The 24,795-nt window shown below is 66.0% G+C and carries 25 protein-coding genes, 1 tRNA gene and 1 pseudogene; 17 read left to right on the top strand and 10 right to left on the bottom strand.

What is annotated here, in order from left to right:
- Window positions 1-8: 8 nt before the first annotated feature.
- From C1707_RS01890 to C1707_RS01880, 3 genes are read right to left on the bottom strand one after another with little or no spacing between them, the layout of a single operon-like run.
- Window positions 9-1,577 (bottom strand): type IV secretory system conjugative DNA transfer family protein, encoded by a 1,569-nt coding sequence (locus tag C1707_RS01890; RefSeq protein WP_101711786.1) that lies wholly within the window; start codon window positions 1,575-1,577, stop codon window positions 9-11.
- Window positions 1,574-1,900, bottom strand: a complete 327-nt coding sequence (locus C1707_RS01885; RefSeq protein WP_240633846.1) for a conjugal transfer protein TraD — start codon at window positions 1,898-1,900, stop codon at window positions 1,574-1,576. Before C1707_RS01885 ends, C1707_RS01890 begins: the two co-directional genes overlap by 4 nt.
- Window positions 1,851-2,159, bottom strand: coding sequence for a conjugal transfer protein TraD (locus C1707_RS01880; RefSeq protein WP_101711787.1), 309 nt, complete (start codon window positions 2,157-2,159; stop codon window positions 1,851-1,853). Before C1707_RS01880 ends, C1707_RS01885 begins: the two co-directional genes overlap by 50 nt.
- Before the next feature lie 175 nt (window positions 2,160-2,334).
- Here C1707_RS01880 and traA point away from each other — a divergent pair, with 175 nt between their 5' ends.
- From traA to C1707_RS01870, 4 genes are all read left to right on the top strand, one after another.
- Window positions 2,335-5,022 (top strand): Ti-type conjugative transfer relaxase TraA, encoded by a 2,688-nt coding sequence (traA, locus tag C1707_RS01875; protein ID WP_101711788.1) that lies wholly within the window; start codon window positions 2,335-2,337, stop codon window positions 5,020-5,022.
- Window positions 5,023-5,028: 6 nt separating this feature from the next.
- Window positions 5,029-5,712, top strand: a complete 684-nt coding sequence (locus tag C1707_RS25925; protein WP_145998307.1) for a DUF6118 family protein — start codon at window positions 5,029-5,031, stop codon at window positions 5,710-5,712.
- A gap of 134 nt (window positions 5,713-5,846) precedes the next feature.
- Complete coding sequence (locus C1707_RS25920; RefSeq protein ID WP_164467247.1) at window positions 5,847-6,317, top strand: hypothetical protein; 471 nt, start codon at window positions 5,847-5,849, stop codon at window positions 6,315-6,317.
- The gene (locus C1707_RS01870) at window positions 6,296-8,575 is read left to right on the top strand and encodes an ATP-binding domain-containing protein (protein WP_164467246.1); all 2,280 of its coding nucleotides are present in this window, start codon (window positions 6,296-6,298) and stop codon (window positions 8,573-8,575) included. The genes C1707_RS25920 and C1707_RS01870 overlap by 22 nt, the downstream gene beginning before the upstream one ends.
- Window positions 8,576-10,312: 1,737 nt before the next feature.
- Here the strand turns inward: C1707_RS01870 and C1707_RS01865 are convergent.
- Window positions 10,313-10,543, bottom strand: a complete 231-nt coding sequence (locus C1707_RS01865; protein WP_101711790.1) for a helix-turn-helix domain-containing protein — start codon at window positions 10,541-10,543, stop codon at window positions 10,313-10,315.
- 337 nt (window positions 10,544-10,880) lie between these two features.
- On the opposite strand from C1707_RS01865, the gene C1707_RS26940 reads away from it, so the two are divergent.
- The 3 genes from C1707_RS26940 to C1707_RS25915 all read left to right on the top strand — a co-directional run bounded on the left by C1707_RS26940 (window position 10,881) and on the right by C1707_RS25915 (window position 11,602).
- Window positions 10,881-11,186, top strand: a complete 306-nt coding sequence (locus tag C1707_RS26940; RefSeq protein WP_101711791.1) for a sigma factor-like helix-turn-helix DNA-binding protein — start codon at window positions 10,881-10,883, stop codon at window positions 11,184-11,186.
- On the top strand, window positions 11,167-11,433 hold the full coding sequence (locus C1707_RS01855; RefSeq protein ID WP_145998308.1) for a hypothetical protein: 267 nt from the start codon (window positions 11,167-11,169) through the stop codon (window positions 11,431-11,433). Before C1707_RS26940 ends, C1707_RS01855 begins: the two co-directional genes overlap by 20 nt.
- A gap of 44 nt (window positions 11,434-11,477) precedes the next feature.
- Window positions 11,478-11,602 (top strand) — tRNA-Leu (locus tag C1707_RS25915).
- A gap of 7 nt (window positions 11,603-11,609) precedes the next feature.
- Here C1707_RS25915 and C1707_RS01850 read toward each other — a convergent pair.
- The 4 genes and pseudogenes from C1707_RS01850 to C1707_RS27090 form a co-directional block, all read right to left on the bottom strand.
- Entirely contained in the window at window positions 11,610-12,035 is a 426-nt protein-coding gene (locus tag C1707_RS01850) for a hypothetical protein (RefSeq protein WP_101711793.1), read from the bottom strand.
- 86 nt (window positions 12,036-12,121) lie between these two features.
- Window positions 12,122-12,469 carry a hypothetical protein gene (locus C1707_RS01845; RefSeq protein WP_101711794.1) on the bottom strand — a complete coding sequence of 116 codons (348 nt, stop codon included), beginning with the start codon at window positions 12,467-12,469 and terminating at the stop codon, window positions 12,122-12,124.
- A gap of 213 nt (window positions 12,470-12,682) precedes the next feature.
- On the bottom strand, window positions 12,683-13,054 hold the full coding sequence (locus C1707_RS01840) for a hypothetical protein (RefSeq protein WP_240633845.1): 372 nt from the start codon (window positions 13,052-13,054) through the stop codon (window positions 12,683-12,685).
- Window positions 13,055-13,226: 172 nt separating this feature from the next.
- A pseudogene (locus C1707_RS27090) lies at window positions 13,227-13,415 on the bottom strand (LuxR C-terminal-related transcriptional regulator); the annotation flags it as partial.
- Window positions 13,416-13,520: 105 nt separating this feature from the next.
- Here C1707_RS27090 and C1707_RS01830 point away from each other — a divergent pair.
- A complete protein-coding gene (locus tag C1707_RS01830; protein WP_101711795.1) occupies window positions 13,521-13,895 on the top strand; it encodes a helix-turn-helix domain-containing protein in 375 nt (124 codons plus the stop codon).
- A 7-nt stretch (window positions 13,896-13,902) separates the two neighbouring features.
- Here the strand turns inward: C1707_RS01830 and C1707_RS01825 are convergent, their stop codons facing one another.
- A complete protein-coding gene (locus C1707_RS01825) occupies window positions 13,903-14,664 on the bottom strand; it encodes a competence/damage-inducible protein A (protein WP_101711796.1) in 762 nt (253 codons plus the stop codon).
- Window positions 14,665-14,832: 168 nt separating this feature from the next.
- On the opposite strand from C1707_RS01825, the gene C1707_RS01820 reads away from it, so the two are divergent.
- From C1707_RS01820 to C1707_RS01810, 3 genes are all read left to right on the top strand, one after another.
- Window positions 14,833-15,129 (top strand): hypothetical protein, encoded by a 297-nt coding sequence (locus tag C1707_RS01820; protein ID WP_101711797.1) that lies wholly within the window; start codon window positions 14,833-14,835, stop codon window positions 15,127-15,129.
- Between the two features lie 13 nt (window positions 15,130-15,142).
- Complete coding sequence (gene sfsA / locus C1707_RS01815; protein ID WP_101711798.1) at window positions 15,143-15,871, top strand: DNA/RNA nuclease SfsA; 729 nt, start codon at window positions 15,143-15,145, stop codon at window positions 15,869-15,871.
- A gap of 65 nt (window positions 15,872-15,936) precedes the next feature.
- Window positions 15,937-16,701, top strand: coding sequence for a hypothetical protein (locus tag C1707_RS01810; RefSeq protein ID WP_101711799.1), 765 nt, complete (start codon window positions 15,937-15,939; stop codon window positions 16,699-16,701).
- Window positions 16,702-16,939: 238 nt separating this feature from the next.
- Here C1707_RS01810 and C1707_RS01805 read toward each other — a convergent pair whose 3' ends face one another.
- Window positions 16,940-17,545 (bottom strand): hypothetical protein, encoded by a 606-nt coding sequence (locus C1707_RS01805; protein ID WP_101711800.1) that lies wholly within the window; start codon window positions 17,543-17,545, stop codon window positions 16,940-16,942.
- 425 nt (window positions 17,546-17,970) lie between these two features.
- On the opposite strand from C1707_RS01805, the gene map reads away from it, so the two are divergent.
- The 6 genes from map (at window position 17,971) to C1707_RS01775 (ending at window position 24,740) form a co-directional block, all read left to right on the top strand.
- Complete coding sequence (gene map / locus C1707_RS01800; protein WP_101711801.1) at window positions 17,971-18,801, top strand: type I methionyl aminopeptidase; 831 nt, start codon at window positions 17,971-17,973, stop codon at window positions 18,799-18,801.
- Between the two features lie 146 nt (window positions 18,802-18,947).
- Window positions 18,948-19,640 carry a GntR family transcriptional regulator gene (locus C1707_RS01795; protein WP_101711802.1) on the top strand — a complete coding sequence of 231 codons (693 nt, stop codon included), beginning with the start codon at window positions 18,948-18,950 and terminating at the stop codon, window positions 19,638-19,640.
- Between the two features lie 62 nt (window positions 19,641-19,702).
- Window positions 19,703-20,227, top strand: a complete 525-nt coding sequence (locus tag C1707_RS01790) for an MbcA/ParS/Xre antitoxin family protein (RefSeq protein WP_205686809.1) — start codon at window positions 19,703-19,705, stop codon at window positions 20,225-20,227.
- Window positions 20,224-20,898 carry an RES family NAD+ phosphorylase gene (locus tag C1707_RS01785; protein WP_101711803.1) on the top strand — a complete coding sequence of 225 codons (675 nt, stop codon included), beginning with the start codon at window positions 20,224-20,226 and terminating at the stop codon, window positions 20,896-20,898. Before C1707_RS01790 ends, C1707_RS01785 begins: the two co-directional genes overlap by 4 nt.
- Before the next feature lie 180 nt (window positions 20,899-21,078).
- Complete coding sequence (locus tag C1707_RS01780) at window positions 21,079-23,451, top strand: TonB-dependent siderophore receptor (RefSeq protein ID WP_101711804.1); 2,373 nt, start codon at window positions 21,079-21,081, stop codon at window positions 23,449-23,451.
- Entirely contained in the window at window positions 23,451-24,740 is a 1,290-nt protein-coding gene (locus C1707_RS01775; protein ID WP_101711805.1) for an MFS transporter, read from the top strand. The genes C1707_RS01780 and C1707_RS01775 overlap by 1 nt, the downstream gene beginning before the upstream one ends.
- Window positions 24,741-24,795 lie beyond the last annotated feature (55 nt).

Here is a 24,795-nt window from a genome sequence, read left to right as displayed (position 1 = left end):
GGTGGCTTTCAGAACAGGCCTTTGAACTCAGCGTCTGCATAGTAGCGAACCTTCCGCGCTAGCGTAGGGCTCGCGCCGGGCCGGAGCAGGATCAGCGACGCGCCATCCATCCGCATGACCTCGTCCGGCGTGACGAGATCCCGACGCGCGAGATTGACGTTGGTCGAGCTGCCATGCGTCGAAAAGAGCTTGTCGCCGGCCTGAGTCTTTGACTGGCCGCTGGTGCTGTAAACTTCGGTCGTGACGCCCATCGACCGCGAGACCCAGGTCGCGGTGTCGATGTCGGCGACGTTGAAAACCTGAATGACCCTGGCATTGGCCAGGAAGGTCCCGGCGTGATCGCCATAGGCGCTCTTGAGCTGGTGAAGATCCTGCAGGATTGCCCAGATCTGGAGGCCATACCCTGCCATGAGGCCAAACGCCCGCTCGACCGGCTCCAGATATCCAAGGGCGGAGAACTCATCCAACATGAGCAGTACGTCAGGCCCGTCGCGTTCCGCCCCCACCGGCCCGCGCGCCAAAGCCCCAATCGTCTGCACCACCATCAGCCGAAGCCAGCGCGCATGGGTTCGCAGCCGCTCAGGCGGCAGAACCAGGAACACGCTCACCAGCCCGGTTTGCAATTCGCTCAGAGAGAAATCCGAGCGCCCCAGCACCCGCGCCATGCGCGGGCTGTCGAGGAAGTGGGTATGCCGCTGCGCTGCGGACAGCACGCCCGCGGCTTCCCGATCGCTCTTGCCGAGATGGCGGTTGGCCGCGCGCGCGACAAGGCCGCCAGCCGCGCCGCTGTCCTGCATTGCCTTCAGCATCTTCGCAAAGGCGTCCGGCGCAGCGGTGAGAAAATCCCGCACCGTGATCAGGCTGCGCAGATAGACGGGTGCCGTCGTCACGACATGGAGGATGACGCCGGAGATCAGCGCCTTGGCTTCCTCGTTCCAGTGCGCTTCGCCGGTTTGGCCGGGTGGATCGTAGACCAGCGCCTCGGCGATCGCCGACACGTCGTCGACAAGGTCGAGGCTATCAGGGTCCAGCGCTGAGAGCGGATTGAACGCCGCGCACGGCTGGCCCGACACGTCGAACGGATCCAGCGCGAACACCGGCCCCATTCGCGCGCGCGTCGCCGCTGTTATGCGCGTGTTCTCACCCTTCGGATCCACACAGAGAACCGAGCGGCGCAAGGTGAGTAGATTGGGAATGATCGTCCCAACGCCCTTGCCCGCCTGCGACGGCGCAATGGTCAGAAGGTGCGCCGGACCATTGTAGCGAAGAAGCTTGCCCCGTATCGAGCGGCCAACGATCAGGCCCTCGTCGCTACCAAGCGTCCGGGCGATCTCATCCTCGCGACTGAACCGAGCCGACCCGTGCGCGTCGGAGACCGCGCCCTCCGGCCACCAGCGCCGCCACCTTAGAAAACCGATCAGACCGCCGATCAGGCTCGTGACGACGAGAACCGGAATGCTCATGCCCGGCCCGACCGGCCCAACGGCGGCGATGACGGTGAGCACGAAGCCGCCAATCAGTCGCCCGACGAACAGGCCCAGCAGGATCGCGCCGACGAGGGTGATGGTGCGGATCATGTCGCCGCCTCATGCTCCGCCCGATCGTTCTGCGCATCGGCTTCAAAGACGTGCCGCCCGCGATGTCGCCACCGCGCAAGCACGTCGGCGCGGCCGGCGTCCTGGAGTTGGTCGGCAAGTTCGAGCAGTCCGCCTAGCAGGGCCGCGCGGTCGTCGTCGGTGAGATCGACTAGGCCGGCCTTGGTGACGAGGCCGCCAAGTTCGATCAGGTGATGTGTGCGCTCGCGGCGCTGCACGACCCAGGCTCTCGTATCGAAGCGCGCGGCGACGGCCTCAGCCCGTCGCACCAGTGCCAGGTTCTTGGCCAGCGCCCGCACCGTCACCAGCAGCCGCCGACGCCAGCTTGCGGCCAGCGCCCTTGCGAAAGAAGGCCTCGCCTTCCGACTTCCAGGCCTCCCGCGACTTGACGTCCTTGGAGGCCTTCGCCGTCAGGAGCGCGCCGGCCAAGACCTCCGGGTCGAGTTCGTCGGCACCCGTGGCGATGACGAGTTCGCCCAGTTGCTTGATCTTCTGGCTTTTGAGTTGTTTCGCCTTCGCCGCCAGAGCCGTCAGCTCGGCGTCGATGTCGCGGGGTTTGCGCATAGCTCAAGGCCTCCTGCGATGGAGCCCGCCCCGCGCCACAAATACCAAAGGTTGTAGCTTCCGCGCAAGTTGTTTAAAGTCGCCGTGTGCAGCAAGTCAGGCCGATCTTCGATCGGAGTGCGCGCTTATACGTCGTTCCGACGTGCACGAAGGTTGAAGCTGAAGGAACGCCGCGATGGCGATCTATCACTTCTCAGCCAAGGTGATCAGCCGCGCCAACGGCTCCAGCGCGGTGGCCGCCGCCGCGTATCGCTCAGCCTCCCGTCTGCATGACGAGCGACTCGATCGACCACACGACTTTACCAATAAGGCCGGCGTCGTTCACTCCGAGATCCTCGCGCCCAATGAGGCGGCACGCGAGGCTTGGCCAGATCAGGCGCATTTGTGGAACGCCGTCGAAGCTAGCGAGAAGCGCAAGGACGCCCAACTCGCCCGCGAGGTCGAGTTCTCCATTCCGCGAGAGATGGATCAGCAGCAGGGCGTGGCCCTGGCTCGCGACTTCGTGCAGCGCGAGTTCGTCGATCGCGGCATGATCGCCGACCTCAACGTGCATTGGGACATCGCCGAGGATGGCAGCCCGAAGCCGCACGCGCATGTCATGCTCACCATGCGGGAGGTCGCTCTGCGCGACGATGAATCGGCGGCGTTCGGCGCCAAGGTCCGCGACTGGAACAGCACCGAGCTGCTCACCCATTGGCGCGGCGCCTGGAGCGAGCATGTCAACGAGCGGCTAGCCCAACTCGGGCTGGAAGCTCGGATCGACCACCGCTCGTTCAAGGACCAAGGCATCGCCTTGGAGCCGCAGGACAAGATTGGCCCAGCCGGGTCGCGCCGTGATGAGCGTGGCGAGGCTGCGCAGCGCGCTCAGGACCATCGCGAGATCGCGCGGCGCAATGGCGAACGGATCATCGCCGATCCGAGGGTCGCGCTGTCGGCAATTACCCATCAGCAGGCGACATTCACCGAGCACGACCTGGCCCGCTTCGCTCACCGCCACAGCGACGGCAAGGACCAATTCGATCAGGTCAGAAGCGCTATCAGGACGTCACCGGAGTTGATGGCGCTGGGCCGCGACGGCCAGGGCCGCCAGCGCTTCACCAGCCGCGAGATGCTCGATGTCGAGCGGAGCTTGGAGCAGTCGGCGCAAGCGCTGGGCGAGCGCCGCGATCATGGCATCGGCGCGGGTCGTCGAGAGGCCGCTCTCGCCAAGAGCACAGCGTCTGGCCTTACCTTGTCGGAGGAGCAGCGGGACGCCTTCGATCATGTCACCGACCGCGAGCGGCTAGCGTTGGTCGTCGGCTACGCGGGCAGCGGCAAGAGCGCCATGCTGGGCGTCGCCAGGGATGCTTGGGAGGCGCAGGGCTATCGGGTTCAGGGCGCGGCTCTTTCCGGCATCGCCGCCGAGAACCTGGAGGGCGGATCGGCCATCCCGTCGCGGACGCTCGCCAGTTTGGAGTATGGCTGGGCGCGCGGTCGCGATCAGCTGTCGGCCAACGACGTGCTGGTGATCGATGAGGCCGGTCTGGTCGGCTCTCGACAGATGCAGCGGGTCTTGGATCACGCCGAGAAGGCTGGAGCCAAGGTGGTGATGGTCGGCGACGCCGAGCAGCTCCAGGCGATCGAGGCCGGCGCGGCGTTCCGCGCGCTGACTGAGCGGCATGGCGCCGTCGAGATCAGCCAGATTCGTCGCCAGCGCCAGGACTGGCAACGCCAGGCCACGCGACATCTGGCGACCGGGCGCACGGATCAGGCGCTGGCCGCCTATGAAGCGGCCGGCATGGTCCACGGCCATGACAGCAAGGACGCGGCGCGCGGCGCCTTGATCGAAGGTTGGGCGAACGAACGCAAAGCCGATCCGACGGCGTCGCGGATGATGCTCGCCTACACCCGCGACGATGTGGCAGCGCTCAACGCCCTGGCCCGCGAGCGGATGAAGGCCGACGGCGAGCTTGGGCCAGGTCACGGTGTTAAGACCACGCGCGGCGTGCGCGACTTCGCCGCCCAGGATCGGGTGATGTTCCTGCGCAATGAGCGTTCGCTGGGCGTGAAGAACGGCACGCTCGGAACAGTCGAAACGGTCAGACAAGGCGCGGTGGGAGTCCGCCTCGATGACGGCCGGCACATCAGCGTCGATCTCAAGACCTATAACGATCTGGATCACGGCTACGCGGCCACCATCCACAAGTCGCAGGGCGTCACCGTGGATCGCACCCATGTCCTCGCCAGCGGACACATGGACCGGCACGCGGCGTATGTGGCGCTCAGCCGGCACCGCGACGGGATGGCGCTGCACTACAGCCGCCAGGACTTCGCCGAGCGGTGCGATCTCGTGCGAACCTTGGGCCGCGATCGGCCGAAGGAGATGGCGCTCGACTATCCCAACGCTTTCGCGGCTCGGCGGCAGATCGACGGTCAGGCCGTTGGCGACGGGAGGGGCCGGTTCGCCGGGTTCAACCCGAAACCCGATCAGAGCAAGGCGTCGGATATCGCCCAGGATGAACGGACCGCTCATCGCGCGGTGCGCGCCTACGCGTCGGCCACGATGGACGCGCAGCGTATGCGGCAAGCCGGCTTGCCGGTCCTGGAGCACCAGAAGCTTGGACTGGAGCGCGGCGCTCAGGCGGTTGCGGGCTTATGGCCGGGTGCGGCAAAGCACCTGGCCAGCGCGGTGGAGAAAAGCCCTGGCCTATTGGCAGCGGCGGCCCAGGGGCGCACGGGCGCAGCCCTGGCGGCCATGAAGGCGGAGCGGCTGGCTCCCGAGAAGGCGCGGTCTTTGGCCAAGGGCACGGATCATGATCGCGAGCGTGGCCCTGGCGATGAGCCGCTTAAGAGCCGCGACCGCGATCGTGGTTGGGAAAGGTAGCGTGGCGTGACAGACGAGGCGTATGGCGATCCAGCCGAGGAAGCGTTTGGCCAATTGCGGACCGAGGTCGCCCTATTACGACGGGCGGTCGAGGGCCTCGCAGTAGCGGGAGAGCGTCACGAAGCTATCGACTACGGTCCGACATTGGGAAAGATGGCCGAGCAGCTCGCGGCGGTAGACAACCGTATCGAGGCCTTGGCCCAGTCGCCCTTGTTGAGCCTCACACCTAGCCGCGTGGCCGGAGAGGTTCAGGCCGCGACAGCGCGTGCTCGTCAGGAGGCGCAGGGTGATTGGTCGCGACTGCAACGGGGACTGGACGACGCCGTCCGGACCCTCGACCAGGTCATCCCGCGTCCGCGCGAGGCGCGCGAGCAGCGTCGATGGTTATCTGGTGCGGGGGCTGTCGGTTTCCTTTTGGGTATTTTCGTTTGGCTTGGCCTCTCCGGTCCCGTCGCCCGTGTCCTGCCTGATAGTTGGCAGGCCCCCGAGCGACTTGCAGCAGCAATATTGCGAAGGGACCGCTGGTCGGCCGGACAACGGCTCATGGAGAAATCCAACCCGCAGGCTTGGCGCACCATGGTCGAAGACTTGAGGTTCGCTGACGACAATCGTGCAACGCTGGACGCGTGCCGCGCACGAGCAAGCTCAACCTGCAAAGTCCCCCTGCGACCGGTGCAGACGTCGCGTTAGCGATGCAGCGCGGCCTGCAGCCTTCTCCGCACGCGTAGCACCCCCTCCGTCACAAGCAGTGGTTGACCCTCAATCACTGCCACGCCAGCTTAGCAGTGCCGGGGGCGGGTGCCCGATGAGCATACGGGGGATCCATGCCAGTCGCAGAGAAGCTTGAGGGCGAAGTCGAGGGCGCGCCTGTTGAGGAGCAGATTCGCGATATTGCCGGCGAAACTCTCGATCAGCTGACCCGAACGGCGAGTCGCGCCGAAGCCAAGCTGGCAGACGCGCGCCCCGATGCGGCAACGGCTTTTGCCTCTACCAATTCGCTGACCTCGAGCGCGGGCCAGAACCTTGCGGAGATCTTCGACCAAGGCCACCAGGGTTTGAGCGAGCTGGCACGCGAGCCGGCAATCGCTCGCCTCGTAGTCGCGGACGAAGCTGGAACCAGCAAGACAATCTTCATCACCCGCGCCACGCCACTTCCGCGTGAACCAGGTGAACCCTTCAGCGCCAGCTATCTGTCGCCGATGGGACGCCTAGCTGCACTGCCGGTAGGCAGGGACGCGGACGTCCCCACCCCGAGGGCGTGCGAAGCTTCGAGGTGGTCGAACGCGCGATCCTGACCCCGTCCAAGCAGAAGGACGAATGGGACGCGATCGACACCGTGTTCGAAAGCCTCAGCGCCGGTCCCGTCACGGTCCGATCTCTGCGCACGGCGCTGCGCGCAATCGGCGTGGAGATCGGCGACGACGACTATCTAGCGCAGCTGATAGCTGGCGACCCAACCGCCGACAACATCGTCGACGGGCTTCGCCGCGCGGTCATCGAGAAGATGGAGCTAAGGCAACGCTCGGTTCTGGACATCTACCAGGACGATATATTCCGCCTCCCGCTCGATACACGCCTGGCCATCCTAGGCCCGCCCGGAACTGGCAAGACCACGACCCTGATCAAACGCCTGCGCCAGAAGATCGACACCAACTATCTGGACGAGGATGAGCGGCGACAGGTGGCAGTGTCAGCGGCGGGGGTGTCGGGCCACGCTGATAGCTGGCTGATGTTCACACCCAACGAGTTGCTAAAGCGCTACGTGGTCGAGGCGCTCGGACGCGAAGGCGTGCCCGCGTCCGACCTTACTGTGCAGACTTGGGACGATTTTCGCATGGATCTGGCGCGCAATCGCCTGGGCGTATTGCGAAGCGGCACCTCTAGCGGCGCACAATATCGCCCCAAAGCCCAGAACCTCCTGGCCGCAACTGTGCAGGATCAAGCGGCTTGGTTCGATGACTTCCACGCCTGGCAGGCGGAGGAATTTTGGGCGGAGCTGGAGCGCCACGCCGAGACGCTGGCTACGGCCGGCGACGCACGCGTTCGCGCCCTGGGACAGCGTTTGCGCACCTTGCTACCAGCCAGCCGCGACGAAGTCAGCGCCTCGGCGCTACTTGCATTTGGAGACTTGCAACGCGACGTGGCCACGTTGGAAGACGAACTCAAATCAGCCACTGAACAGAAGGTGCGGGTTTCGATCGTTCCCCACGCCCGACAGGACAATGCCTTCCTGGATAAACTCCACGCCTTCGCCAAGACAGCTCGTGATGCGCCCGAGGTGATCGACGACTTGGATGACGGCGATGACGAGGACGACGAAGCGCCGCCGCCGCGAGGTAACCGCGAAGAAGCCATCGCCATATATGTGAACGCCCAGCGCCGGTTGGCTCGCTCGATCGTCCTCAAGCGCAGCCTGAGCCCCAAGTCCCGTGATGGACGGATCTTGGAGTGGCTAGGACAGCGCGGCCTTCCTGAAGCCTCGCAGAAGGAAGTGGGTGAGGCGGAGGTGCAGCGTCAGGCGCTACGTCAGTTCGCCAATCCCGTCCGCCAGTACGTCGCTCGTATGCGTGCGCGGTACGGCCGGTTCCGGCGCGACCGGATCGTTCAGAACCGCTGGTATAACGAAGCGGTACTGTCGGCCGGTGAACTGTCACCGCTGGAGGTAGATCTGGTCGTGCTGGCCATGCTGCGCGCCGGACGGGGCATGTTGAGCGATCGACGGTTGCTCGCCAGTGTCGATGAACCTCGTTACGCGATCATCCGCAGCATCCGCGCCTTGCTGCGCAATCAGGTGGTGGTCGATGAGGCCACCGATTTCTCGCCCATCCAGTTGGCCTGCATGGGCCAGCTATCGGATCCCGCAATCGGATCTTTCGTCGCCTGCGGCGACTTCAACCAGCGCATCACACCTTGGGGCAGCCGCTCGGAGGCTGATTTGCATTGGGTGTTTTCTGACCTGCAAATCCGACCGATCATCGTCACCTATCGCCATAGCCGGCCTTTGGCCGATCTGGCGACCAAGCTAAGCGCCATGACTCCAAGCGCGGGTCAGGCCGCGCAACTGCCCGATCACCTCTCCAACGACGGCCCCCGTCCGGTCCTAGCGATAGGTCTGGACACGCCGGCGCTGGCACAATGGCTGACCGATCGCATCGCCGAGATCGAGCACATTACCGGCCGCTTTCCCTCAATCGCGGTCTTGGTGAACGATGAAGCTGAGGTCGAGCCAGTGGCAGCCGCTCTGGACGAGGCACTGGTGGAGCGCCTTAATATCCGGTGCGAGGCCTGCGTACGGGGCCAGTCGCGAGGCAAGGACAACAACGTTCGCGTCTTCGACGTCCAGCACATCAAGGGCCTGGAGTTCGAGGCGGTGTTCTTCGTCGGCATCGACGTCCTGGCCGAAAACAGCCCCGACCTGTTCGACAAGTTCCTCTATGTGGGCACGACACGGGCGGCGACTTATCTTGGCCTGACCACCGAGCAAGATGTCGTCCCTTCGGCATTGGCGCCGTTGATAGCTGACTTCGGTCAAACCTTCGAGGACCCGGCCTAGTCGCACGGCCCTTTAAACGGCCCGCGCTATCACACTGGGATTTGCGCGGGTCGAGTCCGCGACGCCAGTGCGCTCGACCATAGCCTGGAGGTCACTACACATGGCCCCACGTCTTGCGCCCTGCGCAGGCGGGACACCACGACCCTGCCTTGATCGCGGAGGGTACAGCAGTCCATTCGTGGCCGTATGCGCAGTTCCAGAGCAGCTTCGTTTTTGCGTTTACGTACGTTTTTGAGAGGCATTGTCCGCCTCTTGCCTGAGCCAATTCGATCATATCAGCGATCGATTTTCGGACATTGCCGGCACAGCTCGGACACCAAGTTCCATGGAGAACATTGTGAGCGTCAGCGCGCCACCGATGCCCCCTCTCGCATTCCCATTCGAGATGATCCCGTATAGTCACAATTTTCGTTGAGTGGAGACGCCCTCCGCGCTTGCGGGCTAACTCAGCGAGTTCTGGAATGCTCCATCTCGCACATACAGGACACCATTTTCCGCGCTGAATACTGTTGAAATTGGCATGCCATCGGTGCCCCCGATCACACTCCCATTCGATAGGGAGCCGGCCGGATACATAAGCGGTCGGCTCGACACATCGCCCGCCCCTTGTCTTGGCCAAGCTTTCCAGCTTCGAAGCTCGGTTTCGGTACACGTCGGCCTTGTTCCGGGCCGAACAGAAAGGGCACCAGGTCCCACGGAGAATGGAATCCGCCGGTGTTTTCCATTCATGCCCGGCAGCGCACCGGAAACGGTGACGCGCCTTATTGCCGAGATAGTGAGGCTCAACGCACTCGCCGCCGTTCTCCCGGGCGAGGTTTCTCATCCGCTCAAGGTACTCCTGACTGCCATTAGTGCTGTAAGCACGTGAGAGGTCAGCAGGCTTACCGAGGCCCGGGAGAAAAACATCAAGCTGCGCAGTCGCCTTGCGAATGAGGCTCTGAATACCATCCTCGAAGTCAGTTCCTCCGACCTGCGGCACTTCGATCAACAGCACGCCCTGTTCCCTGCAGAGCTTTCTCTTCGCCTCGTCGTCTGCGAGACGGATCGCGAATTTCCGTTCGTCCGCCGAGTGGAAGGCCTGACGGTAGTGTTGGACTCCCTGATGTTCGAACGCGATGCGAAGACGGTCGCTATAGCCATCAAGTTCAAGTCGCGTGCCTCTTGAGCTGATCAGCCACTCAGGGCGCGCCTTCTCAAAAACTTCCCCAAATACGTGTTCGAACACTGCACGGGTAAGCCGCTCGCCAAGCCCGGCCGAGCAATCTGGACACCACGAGCCAGCGATCAGTATGCCGGCGGGCGTTGCTTCCCACTCGTGGCCATGTCGGCAGATCCACCTGTGCTTTGTTTGCATGCCGTCATAGCGCGTGGAGAGGCAGCCTCCTCCGCGCTGCTCAGCAATACTATTAAGTTCTTCAAGGCTATGGCGTCGCCCGGCGCAAAATGGGCACCAGGAACCTGAATACTTGATGTGGCGAACAGGCGCTTCCCATTCGTGGCCCTTGCTGCAACGCCAACTTAAGGGCTCGTTGCAGTTCTTATATTCAGTTGAAAGACAAGTTCCACTGCGCTCGATCGCAAGCGCGTGGATGTCACCAATCTTGAGAGGGCGCATAGCGAAGATAAGCCTGCGCTTACGTGAAAAGTTAGTTATCAACGCCTATATAGGCGAGCGCAATCGAAGTCGGGCACGCGGCTTAACCACTGACGTAGGTTCAATTGCTCTGCTCTAGGAACCTATTTCCGCGTCCGAATACCCGGGCCGGCATTCTCATCAGCCGAGATGAAGATGACCCCGCGCTCCTCAAGCACCTGCTGCACACGATCAAGCGTGCGCGAATGCATGCTTCCCTTGTCAGTCTCGAACCGATGAATGGTTGAGGGCGCAATCTCCGCAATCGTCGCCAGTTCGCGGACACCCAAGCCAAGTGCCGTCCGGGCCAACTTTATCTGCATCGGCGTGATCATCGATACCTCGTACTCAGATCACCGCACTACGCATTGACATTGTCGGAGCGGTGTGCTCATTATTACGCACACTGTTCACCAACTCTACCGATTAGCATGCTGATCGGACCGAGCGCCTGCGCCGGGAGCCCATGCATGTCTACCCGTAAGAAAAGCTCAAACGTCGTTTCGCGCCGCCTTTTGTTGGGCGCAGCCGGCTTGCCTCTAGCGGGGCCTTTGCGGGAAGAGGCCTGCTCCACGGTCGAGGAGAACTTGCGCGACGTAGAACACAAGATCGGTCGGGATCTAGTCCGTCAGGCCCGTCGACAGCGTCGGCTTGTGCTGGACACCCGTGTAGATGTGGCTCTTTAGGCCGGATCAGCAATGGCGGCTGCACTATCCCAGCCTCTGGCTGGGAGGCTGCTTTGATCGCACGGACAAGGCCAGCATCTTCGAATACGCCATACTCCGGATGCCAGCGGCGGAAAGGGACGTTTTCGTACTGAACGCCATTGAAGCGTGGGACTACCTTCAGATCGGTCGACACCTAGACCTCACGACAGCGGAAGTCGAAGCCCGGCTTGCTGCTGCGCTCCTGAGGCTCTCCCGAGTTGTCGACTTCATCGAGAGCCTGGAGCCGAACCGTGAAACACGAACTCGATAACCTGACTTGGTGGGAGGCCGTCGTGGCCCAGATCCCTGGCCCGGATCGACTGGAATTGGAGACGCTCGTCCTAGAGATTGGCGACGTTGAAATCGACCCGAGCAATCCTGACCAGTGGGAGGCGCTTGCAACGGTCTTCCTCGCCAGAAGCGAATCTGGGCCTGATCAGGAGATGGCCCTGCAACTCGGGGCGCTCATGTACAAGCGCGCTACTGAAGTGCGAGGCCCTCTGCCCTCGATCCAGTGAGGACCTTGCTCGACAACCACAGGCAAGGAGCGGATACTCGCCCCGCGCTCGTGGTTAGCACAACGGTTAGCACAAAGACCGAAATTCCCCTTTAAAATCAACACCAACACCGGACTTAAAATCCGCCAGCCGCAAGGCTATGCCGGTTCGACCCCGGCTGCCCGCACCAGAGGCGCTCAGCGCCTGCGGACTCTCCGCCGTCGCCAAGCCAGCATCGCGAGCCCGGCCGCGAACGCCACGAGCTCGGCGTAGCTCCACAGGTAGTAGGCCGAGAAGAAGCCCCACTGCCGCAGCGAGCGGTCCAGCGCGAAGGCGACGTGGGTCAGCACGATCAGTAGCTGGAAGGCGGTCATGAACAGCAGCCAGATCCGGCGATCGAACAGGGTCAGGCCGACCAGCACGCTGAGATAGACCAGATCGACGGCGAAGATGCCCCACTGGGTGATGCTGTGGTCCTCGATCTCGGCCAGGGCCGAGCCGACCCAGGCCAGCATCGTGGCGATCGCCAGCATGCGCTCGAGCCGGCCGCCCATCCACAGCGCCACGCCGCAGACCACGAACATCGCGCCGGCGCCGAGCTGGGTCGGCAGGATGCTGAACATGAGGCCCCCGAACAGTGTCCGGGGGCCATTGTCGCCACGAATCGCGACGGTCGGAAGAGGTGTCGGCTAGTCGACCAAGGTCAGGCTCAGGCCGACTTCACCACCTCCAGGAAGCCGGTGCGGGTGGGGTCGGCGTCCTCGCCCTTGTCGCCGCCGCCGACCAGGGTGACGCGGCGCAGACCGATCTGGTCCTTGGCGTCGGCCAGGGCGCCGTGGGCGGCGATCAGAGAGCGGCGGACGTCGGCCAGGCCGGAGGCGGCCTCCATCACGTGGTCGACGGCCTGCTGGCCGACCCCGGCGGCTACCCTGGCCTGCAGGCGGGCCCGGGGCATGGCGGCGATCAACTCGCCCATGGCGGCCAGGGTGTTGTCTACCGCCTCCTCGGCGGTGAACAGGCGGGTGGCGAGGTGCTCGGCGACGATGCGGCGGTTCATGAAGCGGTGTCCCCTCGGAGGTCCGGCGCTCCGGCAGGCGCGGTCCGGACGATGATCGAAGGCGCCGGCGGGCGCCTCCTGGGGGAGGGCGGCCTCAGCCGTGGCGCAGGTTCTGGAAGAGCTCGACCACCTGGCGGGCGCTGAGCAGCCCGCCGATCAGCATGGCGAAGCCGAGCGCGATGGCCAGGACGGCCAGGAGGCGGAAGGCGGGGGTCAGAGCATGGTCGGATCCTCCGCGTATTTCTCGCGGAAGCCATCGTCCAGCACCGTGGCGGTGATGGTCAGGATCTCCCTCAGCACCATCTCGGCCGGCTTGGCCGCCGATTCCTTGCGGATCGCCGAGACCAGGTCGGCCACCAGCGGCTGCAGTTCCGGCGGGGCCAGGTCGGTCAGCTGGCGCTGCAGCTGGGACCAGCCGAAGGTCGGGACGGCCGGTTCCGGTGGCAGGGGCGGCCAGCTCTGCTCGAAGGCGGTCACCGCCTGGCGGATCTGACGGGCCTTCCAGACCAGCAGGCCCAGTCGGTGCTCCTGCAGGCTGGTCGGGCCGGCCGACGTCGGGATGGCGTTGTCGGGAAACTCTTTCACTGGTGTCGAAGGCCTCGGTTGATTGCGAGGCCGACGGTGGCGGCGACGGCGGGACGGCCGCCAGTCCGATTGGGTCGGGGTGGGATCGAATCCCATAGTCGCCGGCGGCGAATCCCACAGCGCTGGCCACGCCCGCGGCGACGCGCTCGTGCTCGCTCAGAACCCGGGCGGCGGCGCGTCGGCCGTTGACGCCCAGCTTGCGGCAGGCGCTTTCCACCAGGGCGTCGGCGCGCGACTTGGAAACCCCCATCAGCGGGCCGATCTCCTTGGAAAGCCGGTGCTCGCTGACCAGCCGAAGGGCTTCGCGTTCGCGCTTGGTCAAGAGTTCGAGGCCGGCGGCGATGTTGGGCGTGTCGGGCATGAGGGCGAGCGGAAGGAAACTACTCGATCTAAGAGGGAGGTGCGTTGCGGCCGGTGACGGCTACGTCGATAGATAGCCGAGTTCTGTGAGCTTCGGATAATTTCGATGACGACAACCGGCCCGGATCCTATCGACCTCGCGGTCGGAACCCGCATCCGTATTCGTCGTCGTTATCTGAAGGTCAGCCAGGACGACCTGGCCGCGGCGCTGGGCCTGACCTTCCAGCAGATCCAGAAGTACGAGCGGGGCGAGAACCGGGTGTCGGCCTCGATGCTGGTGCGCATCGCCGGCCGGCTGGACACCTCGGTCGCGGCCCTGGTGGGCGAGGACGCGCCGTCGGGCGAGGATTCGGCCATGCTGGCGGCGCTGACCCTGCCGGGCGCGCTGGACCTGCTTCACGCCTACGCCAACGCCGGCCCCAAGACCCAGCGGGCGCTGCTGGGCCTGGCCCAGTCGCTGCTGGCGGCGGAAGAGGACTAGGGGCGCCCTACGCCTCCAGCCGCGAGACGTTCTCGACGCCCAGCTCGGCCAGGGCCTTTTCCAGCTCGACGGCGGCGGCCTCGACCTGCGCCGGATCGCGGCCACGGATCACCAGGCTCGCGCCGTAGACGTCGGGCGGGGCGAAGAACGGATAGCTGCCGATAGACAGGTCCGGGTGGGCCTTGGCCACCGCTTCCAGCGGCGCGGCGATCGTGCCCTCGCCGGTGCCGGTGACCCGGACGGTGGTCGCGACCACGACCGCGCCGGTGCGCAGGCGCGGGCCGACGTCGTCGAGCATGCCGCGCATGATCGCCGGCACCCCGGCCAGCACGAACACGTTCTCCTTCTGGAAGCCGGGCGGACCCTGCACCGGGTTCTTCACCAGGCTGCCGCCCTCGGGCACGTGGGCCATGCGGCGGCGGGCGGCGTTGGGCTCGCCCCAGCGCTCGCGCAGCATGGCCATGATCTCGGGGTGCTCGGGCGCCGTCACGCCGAAGGCCTTGGCCACCGAATCGGCGGTGATGTCGTCGTGGGTGGGGCCGATGCCGCCGGTGGTGACGACGTAGTCGTACCTGGTCCGCAGCGCGTTGACCGCGTCGACGATCTCCTGCTCGACGTCGGGCACCACGCGGGCCTCGGCCAGGTCGACGCCGTAGGTCGCCAGGTACCTGGCGATGGCGTTGAGGTTCACGTCCTGGGTGCGGCCCGACAGGATCTCGTCGCCGATGATCAGCACCGCCGCCGTCACCCGATCCTTGCTGGCCGTCATACGCGTCGCTCCCTTTGCTGCCGCTAGGACTTAAGGCCAGCCCGGGCGGGCGGCAACGCTCTCCTGCATCGCGCGAGGTGATCGGGCGCCCGCGATGCACCGTCGGTTGACACCTCGCGCGGCCTGACAGCTTATCGCTGCATCCTTCAGCTTAGCCATTGAGCCGTGATGCGCGCCCTCGTCGTTTCCGCCCTGATCTCCATCGCCGTGGCCGGTTCGGCCGCCGCTCAGACCGCCGCGCCCGCCGACGCCGCCGCGCCGGCCGCCGCCGCCGTCGACAAGAAGGCCGAGAAGAAGAAGGACGGCGTCGTCTGCCGTCGCGAGCGTGTCGTCGGCAGCAACCGCCCGGTCAGGGTCTGCACCACGGCCGCCCAGCGCGATCTCGACAAGGAGGCCGCCCGCACCCTGTTCGACGGCCGCGCGCCCAACAGCACCGACGCGCCCGACGGCGGTTCGACAAACTGACGCCCTCGGCGCCGTGCTTCTTCCGCAACCGCTGACCCGCGGTCGCATCGTCCAGCGCTATAAGCGGTTCTTCTGCGACCTGGTGCTGGACGACGGCCGCGAGATCACCGCCCACTGCCCAAACTCCGGCGCCATGCTCGGCGTGAACCTGCCGGGGCAGGGGGCGTGGGTGTCCTACTCCGACGATCCCAAGCGCAAGCTGGCCTGGACGCTGCAGCTGGTCGAGGCCGCCGGCCCCGACGGAACGGGCTTGGTGGGGATCAACACCCTCCTGCCCAACAAGCTGGTCGCCGAGGCCCTGGTCGGCGGAGTGATCCCCGAACTCGTCGGCTACGCCTCGATCCGGCCCGAGGTGAAGTACGCCGCCGCCAGCCGCGTCGACTTCCTGCTGACCGATCCCGACCGGCCGCCGTGCTGGCTGGAGGTCAAGAACGTCCACCTGTCGCGCTCGCCGGGCCTGGCCGAGTTCCCCGACTGCAAAGCCGCCCGCTCGACCCGCCACCTGGAGGACCTTGCCGCCCAGGTCCGCGAGGGCCACCGGGCCGTGGCCCTGTTCGTGGTGCAGCGCGAGGACTGCGAGGACTTCCAGGCCTGCCGGGAGCTGGACCCGGCCTTCGCCGCCGGCCTCGACCGCGCCGCCGACGCCGGCGTGGAGATCATGGTCTGGGCCTGCGCCATGAGCACGCGGGAGATCAGGATCAGCCGTCGTATCCGTAGTCCGCATGAGGCGTTCGTCGCCTAAGCAGCGCTTTCAGTGGCGAGCGCCAACGAAGCGCACTACCTTTCCGGTGGAAAGGGAAGCATCTGATGGACGTATACGAGTTCGTGTCGGCCGATGACTTGGCTCAAGCCCCGGAAGACCCTACGGCCGCTTTCGCTTATTTCGTCGGCATCGCTCAAAGGCGGCTGAAGGAAAGTATCCGCAGTTATCCTGACGAGAATGACACTTGGCGGATGATCCAAGACGACAAGTTCAACTTCCACAACTATGTCATCGGCGTTGCCAAGGCGTACAAGGTAGATCCATTTCAGGACATGGAAGTGCCCGATCCAGAGGGCTACGACCATACTGATATCAGGCGGTTCGAGACGGATCTTGCGCATTTCATGACGCAACTAGTCCATGGCAACGCGATACGTGACCGTCGGGACAGTGTCACAATCCCAGACACTCTGAAGGACAGGCTGCGCTCGCACGTCGCGGCCCTTCAGACTGCCATCGATAACAACGATGGGCTGACCGAAGCAAAGAAGGTTGCCCTCCACGCCAAGCTCCGAGAATTCTTGGAGGCGTTGGACAGCAACCGCGTTCCGATCTGGAAGCTGACCACCATCCTCGTAGGGGCGATGTCCATCGGGGCGAACGTGGTGCAGTTCATAGACAGTCCGTCCGTTCAGAAGGTCGTCACCACGATGTGGACGACAATCGCTGAAGCGAAAGCCGCCAGCGATGAGCAGCGGCGCCTGCCTTCCAATGAGCCGCCTCAAATTCTACTTCCGCCTCGGCGGCCTCGCCCCAAGCTCGTGCGCGAACGTTTCAGCGCGGACCTAGACGACGAAATACCGTTCTGAGTCCGAGGTTGCCGAAGCCGGAAGCGCGTCCAATCTGGCTGACCGGAGCAGCGTTCATGGTGACGGTTAGCACTCCGTCACAACCCTCATGTCACACCAGTTAATTGGCGGCGGATCGCTCGACAAAGTGTTGACTGTTAGCGGCTTGATGGCGTGGGCGGTCAGTCGGGACGGTCGTCGATCACCTTGATGGTGTTGTTCGGGCCGGGGGGGCGAAGTAGGTGAGGCTGCGCACTCGTCATCTAGGAGTCTCGTTAGCAGCGGTGACGACGCTGGCTTCGAACTCGCGTTGCCGGGCTTCCTCCTTCAAGCGGGCCGCCTTTACCGCCTTCCACTCTCGTTCCAGATACTCGCGAACGTTCCAGTCACCATTGGTGGCTGGCAGCTTGAGCTTGAATCGTCTGTAAAGGTGAGACGTGATGGTCATTGCCCGGTGGCCATATTCCGCGCAGCTATCTGAGCCCATCTTTACGGCTTCTTCGCCGTCTATGAACTCGAAGATGGCTTCCAACTCCGCATTGCGGCCGGAAATCGCCGATCGCAGTTGGATGATGCGTTGCGTGTCGTCGATACCGATGTGCCGCCAGTTTGTCTTTTCCATCGGCGCCAGGTCAGGAACGGTGCGCCATGGCTGACCATGCTCCCCGTTGCTGTGCTCCCATTGCGCAGACTGCTGATGACGATCCGCACATGCAAAGGCGAAGGCTTCGAGTTCAGCGGCGAAAAACGCTGCGGTGATTTTGGCGTCACCGCGCTCGGACGCTTTCTCCTTCAGGAAGATGAGGCCCTGGGTCAGGAGCGCACCGGTGATCCCGCCGCCCAGCACTTGAATGAAATCTGCCATAGTCACTCGATCAGCGAATCGTCGTCCCCGGCCAATGCTCATCCGCATAGGTCTGGACGACCGCTCGCAGGTAGCGTTGGCGGGCGAGGCTGTCACCAGCGTCCTTAGCGGCGTCTATGGCGATGGAGACGACCTCCCCCAGGTGATTCCCGCTAGTCCAGGGTTATGGCGTTAAGGCCGCCCGCCTTAATTATCATAGAGGTCGTGAGGAGTCGGTGGAACAGAGTATCGCGCGCTACGGTCATGCTTGAACCGTGTGCTAATCGGCCTTGCCTCTGTGCGGCGCCAAGCAAGTGGCCAACCCTCGCGACGCCGGTTGAAATTTCATGCTATGGTCGCGACATAAGCCCGACCGGCATCTGTGTTCCGGCGCGCCCTCGGGGCCGCGCCCCGCGCAGTTTGCGCTAGTTTGAGATTGAACCGCCATGACCCTCGACGACGCCTTCGAGATCGAGACCGAGACCCGCACGGGCCAGATCAAGATCCACAAGCCCGAAGACTTCGAGGGCATGCGCAAGGCCGGCCGTCTGGCCGCCGAGTGCCTGGACATGCTGATCCCGCACGTCGTGCCGGGCGTGTCGACCGATCACCTGGACGCCCTGGCCCGCGAGTTCATCCTCGACCACGGCGCCCTGCCGGCCTGCCTGTTCTATCGCGGCTATCCCAAGACGGTGTGCATCTCGCGCAACCACGTGGTCTGCCACGGCATCCCGGGCGACTGGACGCTGCGCGAGGGCGACATCGCCAATATCGACGTCACCGTCATCGTCGACGGCTGGCACGGCGACACCTCGCGGATGTACGGCGTCGGCGAGGTGGGCCCGCGCGCCCGTCGGCTGGTCGACATCACCTACGAAAGCCTGGCCCGGGGCCTGGCCGCCGTGAAGCCGGGCGCGACCCTGGGCGACATCGGCCACGCCATCCAGAGCTACGTCGAGGCCCAGCGCTGCAGCGTCGTGCGCGACTTCTGCGGCCACGGCCTGGGCAAGGTGTTCCACGACTCGCCCAACATCCTGCACTTCGGCCGTCCCGGTCAGGGCGCGGTGCTGAAGGCGGGCATGTTCTTCACCGTCGAGCCGATGGTGAACCTGGGCAAGCCGGCGGTGAAGGTGCTGGGCGACGGCTGGACGGCCGTGACCCGCGACAAGTCGCTGTCGGCCCAGTGCGAGCACTCGATCGGCGTGACCGAAGACGGCTGCGAGATCTTCACGGCCTCGCCTGCCGGCCTGTTCCAGCCGCCGATGCAGGGCGCCTGAGGCGCGGTCCCTTAGGGGATCGCGGGCACTAGGCGAAACTGACATTTCAGCTTACCTATCAGTCCGAGGACAACCTTCGGAGCGGTTTCGTGCGCCAGCCTTCGCCCTTGCGGGCCCCTGACGACGTCGGCGGCGGACGCTCGCGGATGCTGGTGCTGGACGTCTGCTCGTCGTCGGGGCTGGAGGACTGGTCGCCCGACCTGCAGAAGGCCAAGGTCTACGAGAAGATCCTGCTGGACCTGATCCTGGGCGAGCTGCCGCCCGGCGCGCGGCTTGACGAGCAGTCGCTGGCGGCGCGCTACGACGCGGGCCTGGCCGGGGTGCGCGACGCCCTGGGACGCCTGGCGCTGGAGGGTCTGGTGATCCGCCGCGCCCGTTCGGGCACCACGGTGGCGCCGCTGGATCTGGTCGACCTGCGCCAGGGCTACGAGGCCCGGGCCCTGATCGAGCCGCACTGCGCGGGCCTGGCCGCCCGCCACGCCTCCAAGGCCGACATCGCCGCCATCAAGGCGGTGTTCGACGACGCCGAGGCCGCCGCCAAGGCCCGCGACCTGCCGGCCCTGGTGGCCATGGACCAGCGTTTCCACGCCGCCGTCGCCCGGGCTTCCGGCAACCTGGCCCTGGCCCGCATCCTGATCCCGCTGCAGCACAAGGCCGCCCGCTTCTGGGTGTTCTCGTTCGGCGGCGCCACCGAGGCCGAACTGATGGCCGACATCGAGCAGCACCGCGAGGTCGCCGACGTCATCGCCAGCGGCGACGTCGAGGCCTCCAGGGCGGCAATGATGCGAGTGCTCAGCGTCACGCCCGAGGCCGTGCAGCGGCCGCCGGTCGAGGCTTAGGGCGCGTCGTTCTTCCATCCAGTCCAGATTTGGACTATATGTGGATCTGGATGGAGGTCCGCATGTCGCTCGCCAAGCGCAAACCCGTCGAAGTCGCCGCCGGTCCGGGCGTGCTGGACCTGTCGCGGTTCTCGGCCGCCAATCGCCGCCGGCTGAGCGGGCCCGCCTTGCGCACCTTCCTGTCGATCGCCGACCTGTGGGGCCTGACGGAAGACGAGCGCCTGCTGGTGCTGGGCCTGCCGTCGCGTTCGACCTACTATAACTGGATCAAGGCGGTGCGGGAGCATCGCGACGTCACCCTCGACCTCGACATGCTGACGCGGATCTCGGCGGTGCTGGGCGTGCACCAGGCGCTGGGCGTGCTGCACGCCAGCGAACGCGAGGGCGTCGCCTGGCTGCGCAACCCGCACGCCGCGCCGCTGTTCGGCGGCCGCCCGCCGATCGACCTGCTGACCTGCGGAACCCAGGACGGCCTGATCAGCGTGCGTCGCTTCCTCGACGCCGCGCGGGGCGGGCTCTACATGCCGCCGGGCGACCTCGACCGCGATTTCCGTCCCTACGAGGACGGCGAGATCGTCTTCTCGTGAGCGGCGAGGCCCACGCCCCCGCGCCGCGTCCGGCCTGGCGGCTGATCCCGTCGCGGTTTCCGCCGATCGGCCTGTTCGACACCGTGGCGACGGCCGCCGACCTCGACGCGGTGATGGACCTGGCCGGCTGGACCAACGACCGTCTGGTCGCCGAGCGCATCGCCCGGCTGCCGGCCGAGGAACGGGTCTATGGCCGGCCCAACGCCAGCATCGTCATGGCCTCGTTCCTGCACGTGGCGCCGGGCGGCATGCGCTTCAACGGCCCCGACCTCGGCGCCTGGTACGCGGCCGAACACCTGGCGACGGCGGTGGCCGAGGTCGCCCACCACCTGCGCCGCGAGGCAGTCGCGACGGGCGTCGCCACGCTGAGCCGCCAGTATCGCGTCTACACCGCCCGGCTCGAGGGTGACTATCTCGACATCCGGGGCCAGCAGGCAGCGCGGCCCGAGGTCTATGCCAGCGACGACTACGCGGCCGGCCAGGTGCTGGGCGAGGGCGTGCGGGCGGCGGGCGGAGCGGGAATCCTGTTCGACAGCCTGCGGCGCCTGGGCGGAGCCAACGTCGTCGCCCATCGCCCCCGCAACGTCCAAGACGTGACGCAGGGCGACCACTACGAACTGCGGGTGCAGGCTGGCTCGCGCCGCATCGAGGCCAAGAGGCTGGCCGCCTGACGGGCCTCTGTGGCTCGCCGGAGACAGGATGTGGAACATCCCGCCAACTGTGAGGCTTTCCTGACACAGGCGCTTGGCAATTCGCTCTAAAATGTCAGAAGAGATTTTGACGAACGTCAAGCGATCCCCATTTGGTGCGGCGAGGCGGGGCCATGGTCCCGCTCTCCGGAGCCCGCTCGCATGTCCCGCCGCCTCGTCCTGCTCGCCGCCACGGCCTTCGCCGGCCTCGCCGCCGTCTCGGCCGCGCGCGCCGAGGATCAGCTGGCCGAGGTCGACGCGGTGGTCGTTGTTGCCCGCGACCGCAACGCCGGCCTGCTGGAAAAGCAGCCCAACGACACCGTCTTCGGCCTCGACAAGCCGCTGATCGAGACGCCGCGCTCGGCCAGCTTCGTCTCGGATCTGACGCTGCAGCGCTATGGCATCGAGACCATCGACGGCCTCACCGCCGTGTCGCCGGGGACCTACACCGCCAGCTTCTACGGGGTGCCCGGGGCGCTCAACGTCCGGGGGACGCTGGCCGAGAATTACTTCCGCGGCTTCAAGCGCATCGAGAACCGGGGGACCTATTCGACGCCGATCGGGGCGGCCGACCAGATCCAGATCGTGCGCGGTCCGCCGACCCCGATCTACGGTTCGGGCAAGGTCGGCGGCATGCTGAACTTCATTCCCAAGTCCGGGAAGGGCGAGGGCGGCTATCTGACCTCGCCGGAGGGCGAGCTGACCGCCACGTTCGGCAGCTACAACCGCAAGAACGCCACCGCCCAGATCGGCCTGCCCGCCAATTTCGGGAACGTCGTCGGCGGGGTCCATGTCTACGGCGAGATCGAGGACAGCCACAGCTACTACCGGGGCATCTATCCGCGCCGCCAGACCCTGCAGGTCTCGTCTGACTTCGACCTGGGCGACGGCTGGAGCACGGCGCTGGGCGGCATGGTCTATCGCTCGAAGGGCGACGTGCAGACCGCCGGCTGGAACCGCCTGACCCAGGACCTGATCGACAACGGAAGCTATGTCACCGGCCGGGATACGAGCCTGGTCGACGCCGACGGCAATGGCCGCCTGACGCCCAGCGAAATCGGCGGGGCGCTGTACCTGCCCTATTACGGCTTCCCGGCGACCGACGCGGCCCACACCCTGGATGTGGGCGTGGGGACGACCAAGCTGTCGCCGCGCACGGTCTACGTCTCGGGCTCGGACTTCTCGAAGACCGCGACCAACACCCTCCATTTCGACATCGCCAGGAAGCTGTCGCCCGACAGCGCGGTGAAGCTGCAGCTGTTCTACGACGACCTTTCGAACAAGCGCTTCGTCTCCTACGGCTATCCCGCGCGGTTCGACAGCACGGTGTGGGAAGCGCGCCTGACCTACGAATTCGCCAACCGCTTCCTCGACGACGCGGTGGTCGCCCGCTCGTTCGTCGGCGCCTCGTATCGCGGCTTCAAGGGCCGCCGGCGCGAGAGCTACAATAGCGGCCTGATCGCGCTGGACCGCCGCGACCTGTCGGTGGGCCAGACCGCTGCCGACCTGATCGGCAGCCCGTTCACCGACCCGTCGATGACCTGGGAGAACGACAACCACACCAAGTGGAGCCAGGCCGGGATCTTCTTCACCACCGACATCAAGGTCGGCGAGAAGCTGAACCTGATGCTGGGCGGCCGCTACGACGACTACGACGTCACCTCGGAAGACACTGGCTCGCTGAGCTTCACGACGCCGGGCGTGCAGAGCGACGCCAAGGGCAAGGGGACCTATACCGCCAGCGTCACCTACAAGGCGCCGTGGGGCCTGATGCCCTACGTCTCCTACGCCAAGGCCAGCGCGCTGGAGATGAGCCAGGCCGGCGACGTCGTTCCCGGCCTGGTGGCCGACGCCGGCGACGCCTGGCTGTCGGACAGCGACCTGGCCGAGGCCGGGGTTAAGTTCCAGTGGCTGAAGGGCGCGCTGATCGGCTCGCTGGCCGGCTACCGCCAGAACCGCACCCAGCTGATGGGCATCAACGGCGATCCGGCCGGCACGCGCTCGAAGGGCGTCGAGCTGGAGGTCCGCTGGCTGGCCAGCGAGCACTTCAGCTTCACCTTCTCGGGCAACACCCAGCACACCACGGTGAAGGGGCCCGACACCTCGTTCCAGTACGTGCCGACCTATACGGCCGGCGTGCCGGGCGCGCAGGGCTATGGCGGTTCGTACGTGGTGTGGAGCTTCGCCAGCATCCGGCCGGGCGACTACGACTACACACTGATCCCGAAATCGGTGGTCAGCCTGTACGGCGCCTATGCGTCAGACGCCCACGACTGGGGCAAGCTCTACGGGACCCTGGGCGTGACCCACGTGACCAAGACCTCGGGCACGGTTCCCGGCGCGGTGGTTTATCCGGCCTACGCCGTCGTCAACGGCTCGCTGGCCTACGAGCAGGGCCCCTACACCGCGACGCTCAACGTCGATAACCTGCTGGACGAGCTCTACTTCACGCCCGTCGCCGACACCTATGCCAACCTCGCCGCCTTGCCTGGCAAGGGGCGCGAGTGGCGGATCACCCTCGCAAGGCGCTTCTGATGACGAACCACCAGATCCAGCACCGCCCATGGCTGCTGCTGGGCGCCTTTTCCCTGCTGCTGTTCCTGATCACGGCGGCGACCTATTCGTCGCTGGGCGTGATGATCCCGGCCATGGTCCCGGAACTGGGCTGGAGCTGGCAGAACGCCTTCCTGGGCTTCACCGTCATGGGCGTGGCCACCGGCGCCTCGTCCTGGCTGCCGACCCTTCTGATCCGCCGCTGGGGCGTGCGGGCGACGCTGGTGGCGGGCGCGGCGGTGATGGCCGCGGGCCTGGCCCTGCTGGCCAGGGTGCAGAGCCTGCCGGCCTACTTCCTGGCCACGGCCCTGCTGGGCATCGGCTTCCAGGCCGCCGCACTGATCCCCGGCACCCACGTGCTGTCGGCGATCTTCCGCCAGCGGGCGCTGCCGTTCGGGATCTACTTCACCAGCGGCGCGCTGGGCGGCGTCGCCGGCCCGCTGCTGGTGCTGGCCAGCCAGGGCGCCTTCGACGGCCAGTGGCGAATGTACTGGGCGCTGCAGGCGGTGGTCATCGGCCTCCTGGGCCTGCTGTGCGCCGCCGTGGTCGGCGGTCCCAGGTGGCTGGAAGAAGCCGGCCGGGCCATGGACCGCCTGACCGCCGCCGACGCCAAGGCCGCGCCGGCCCATCCGCGCGTCTATCGCACCGACCACGACTGGAGCGTCCGCGACGCCGTCCGCACGCCGCAGTTCGCCATCCTGGTGGCGGCCTATTTCAGCCACCTGCTGGCCGGGGTCACCGCCGCCAGCCTGACCCAGGCGCACCTCACCGAACTGGGCGTCGCCGGCGTGGTGGCGGCCGGCGCGCTGAGCGCCGAGGGCCTGATGCAGGTCGTCGCCCGCATGGCCGGCGGCGCCGTGGGCGACCGCATCGATCCGCGCTGGCTGCTGGTGCTGGCCCAAGGGCTGCTGGTGGCCGGCCTGCTGGCCCTGTCGCACGCCACGACCCTGCCGCTGCAGGCGCTGTACGCCGTGGGCGTGGGCCTGGGCTTTGGCCTGACGGTGCTGGCGGTGAGCCTGCTGCTGCTGAACTATTTCGGCCGCCGCAACAACGTCGAGCTGTTCTCGCTGGTCTGCCTGGTGGGCGCGGTGTCGGCGGCCGGACCGTTCATCGGCGGCTTCATGCGCGACCGGCTGGGCAGCTTCACCCCGACGTTCCAGCTGTTCGCGGCGCTGACGGCGGTGGTGTTCGTCGCCGTCATGCTGATGCGGCCGCCCAAGCCGAAGGCCGTCGCGACGCAGGCGCAGGCGGAGCCCGTCGCCACGCCCTGAGGGCGGGCGCCTCGCACCGTCATCCTTTTGGTCTATGGTCGCGCCGACTCGGAGT

Origin of the sequence: Caulobacter flavus, from assembly GCF_003722335.1 — a bacterium.
GTDB lineage: Bacteria > Pseudomonadota > Alphaproteobacteria > Caulobacterales > Caulobacteraceae > Caulobacter > Caulobacter flavus.
This window is presented reverse-complemented; position numbering and strand designations above follow the sequence as displayed.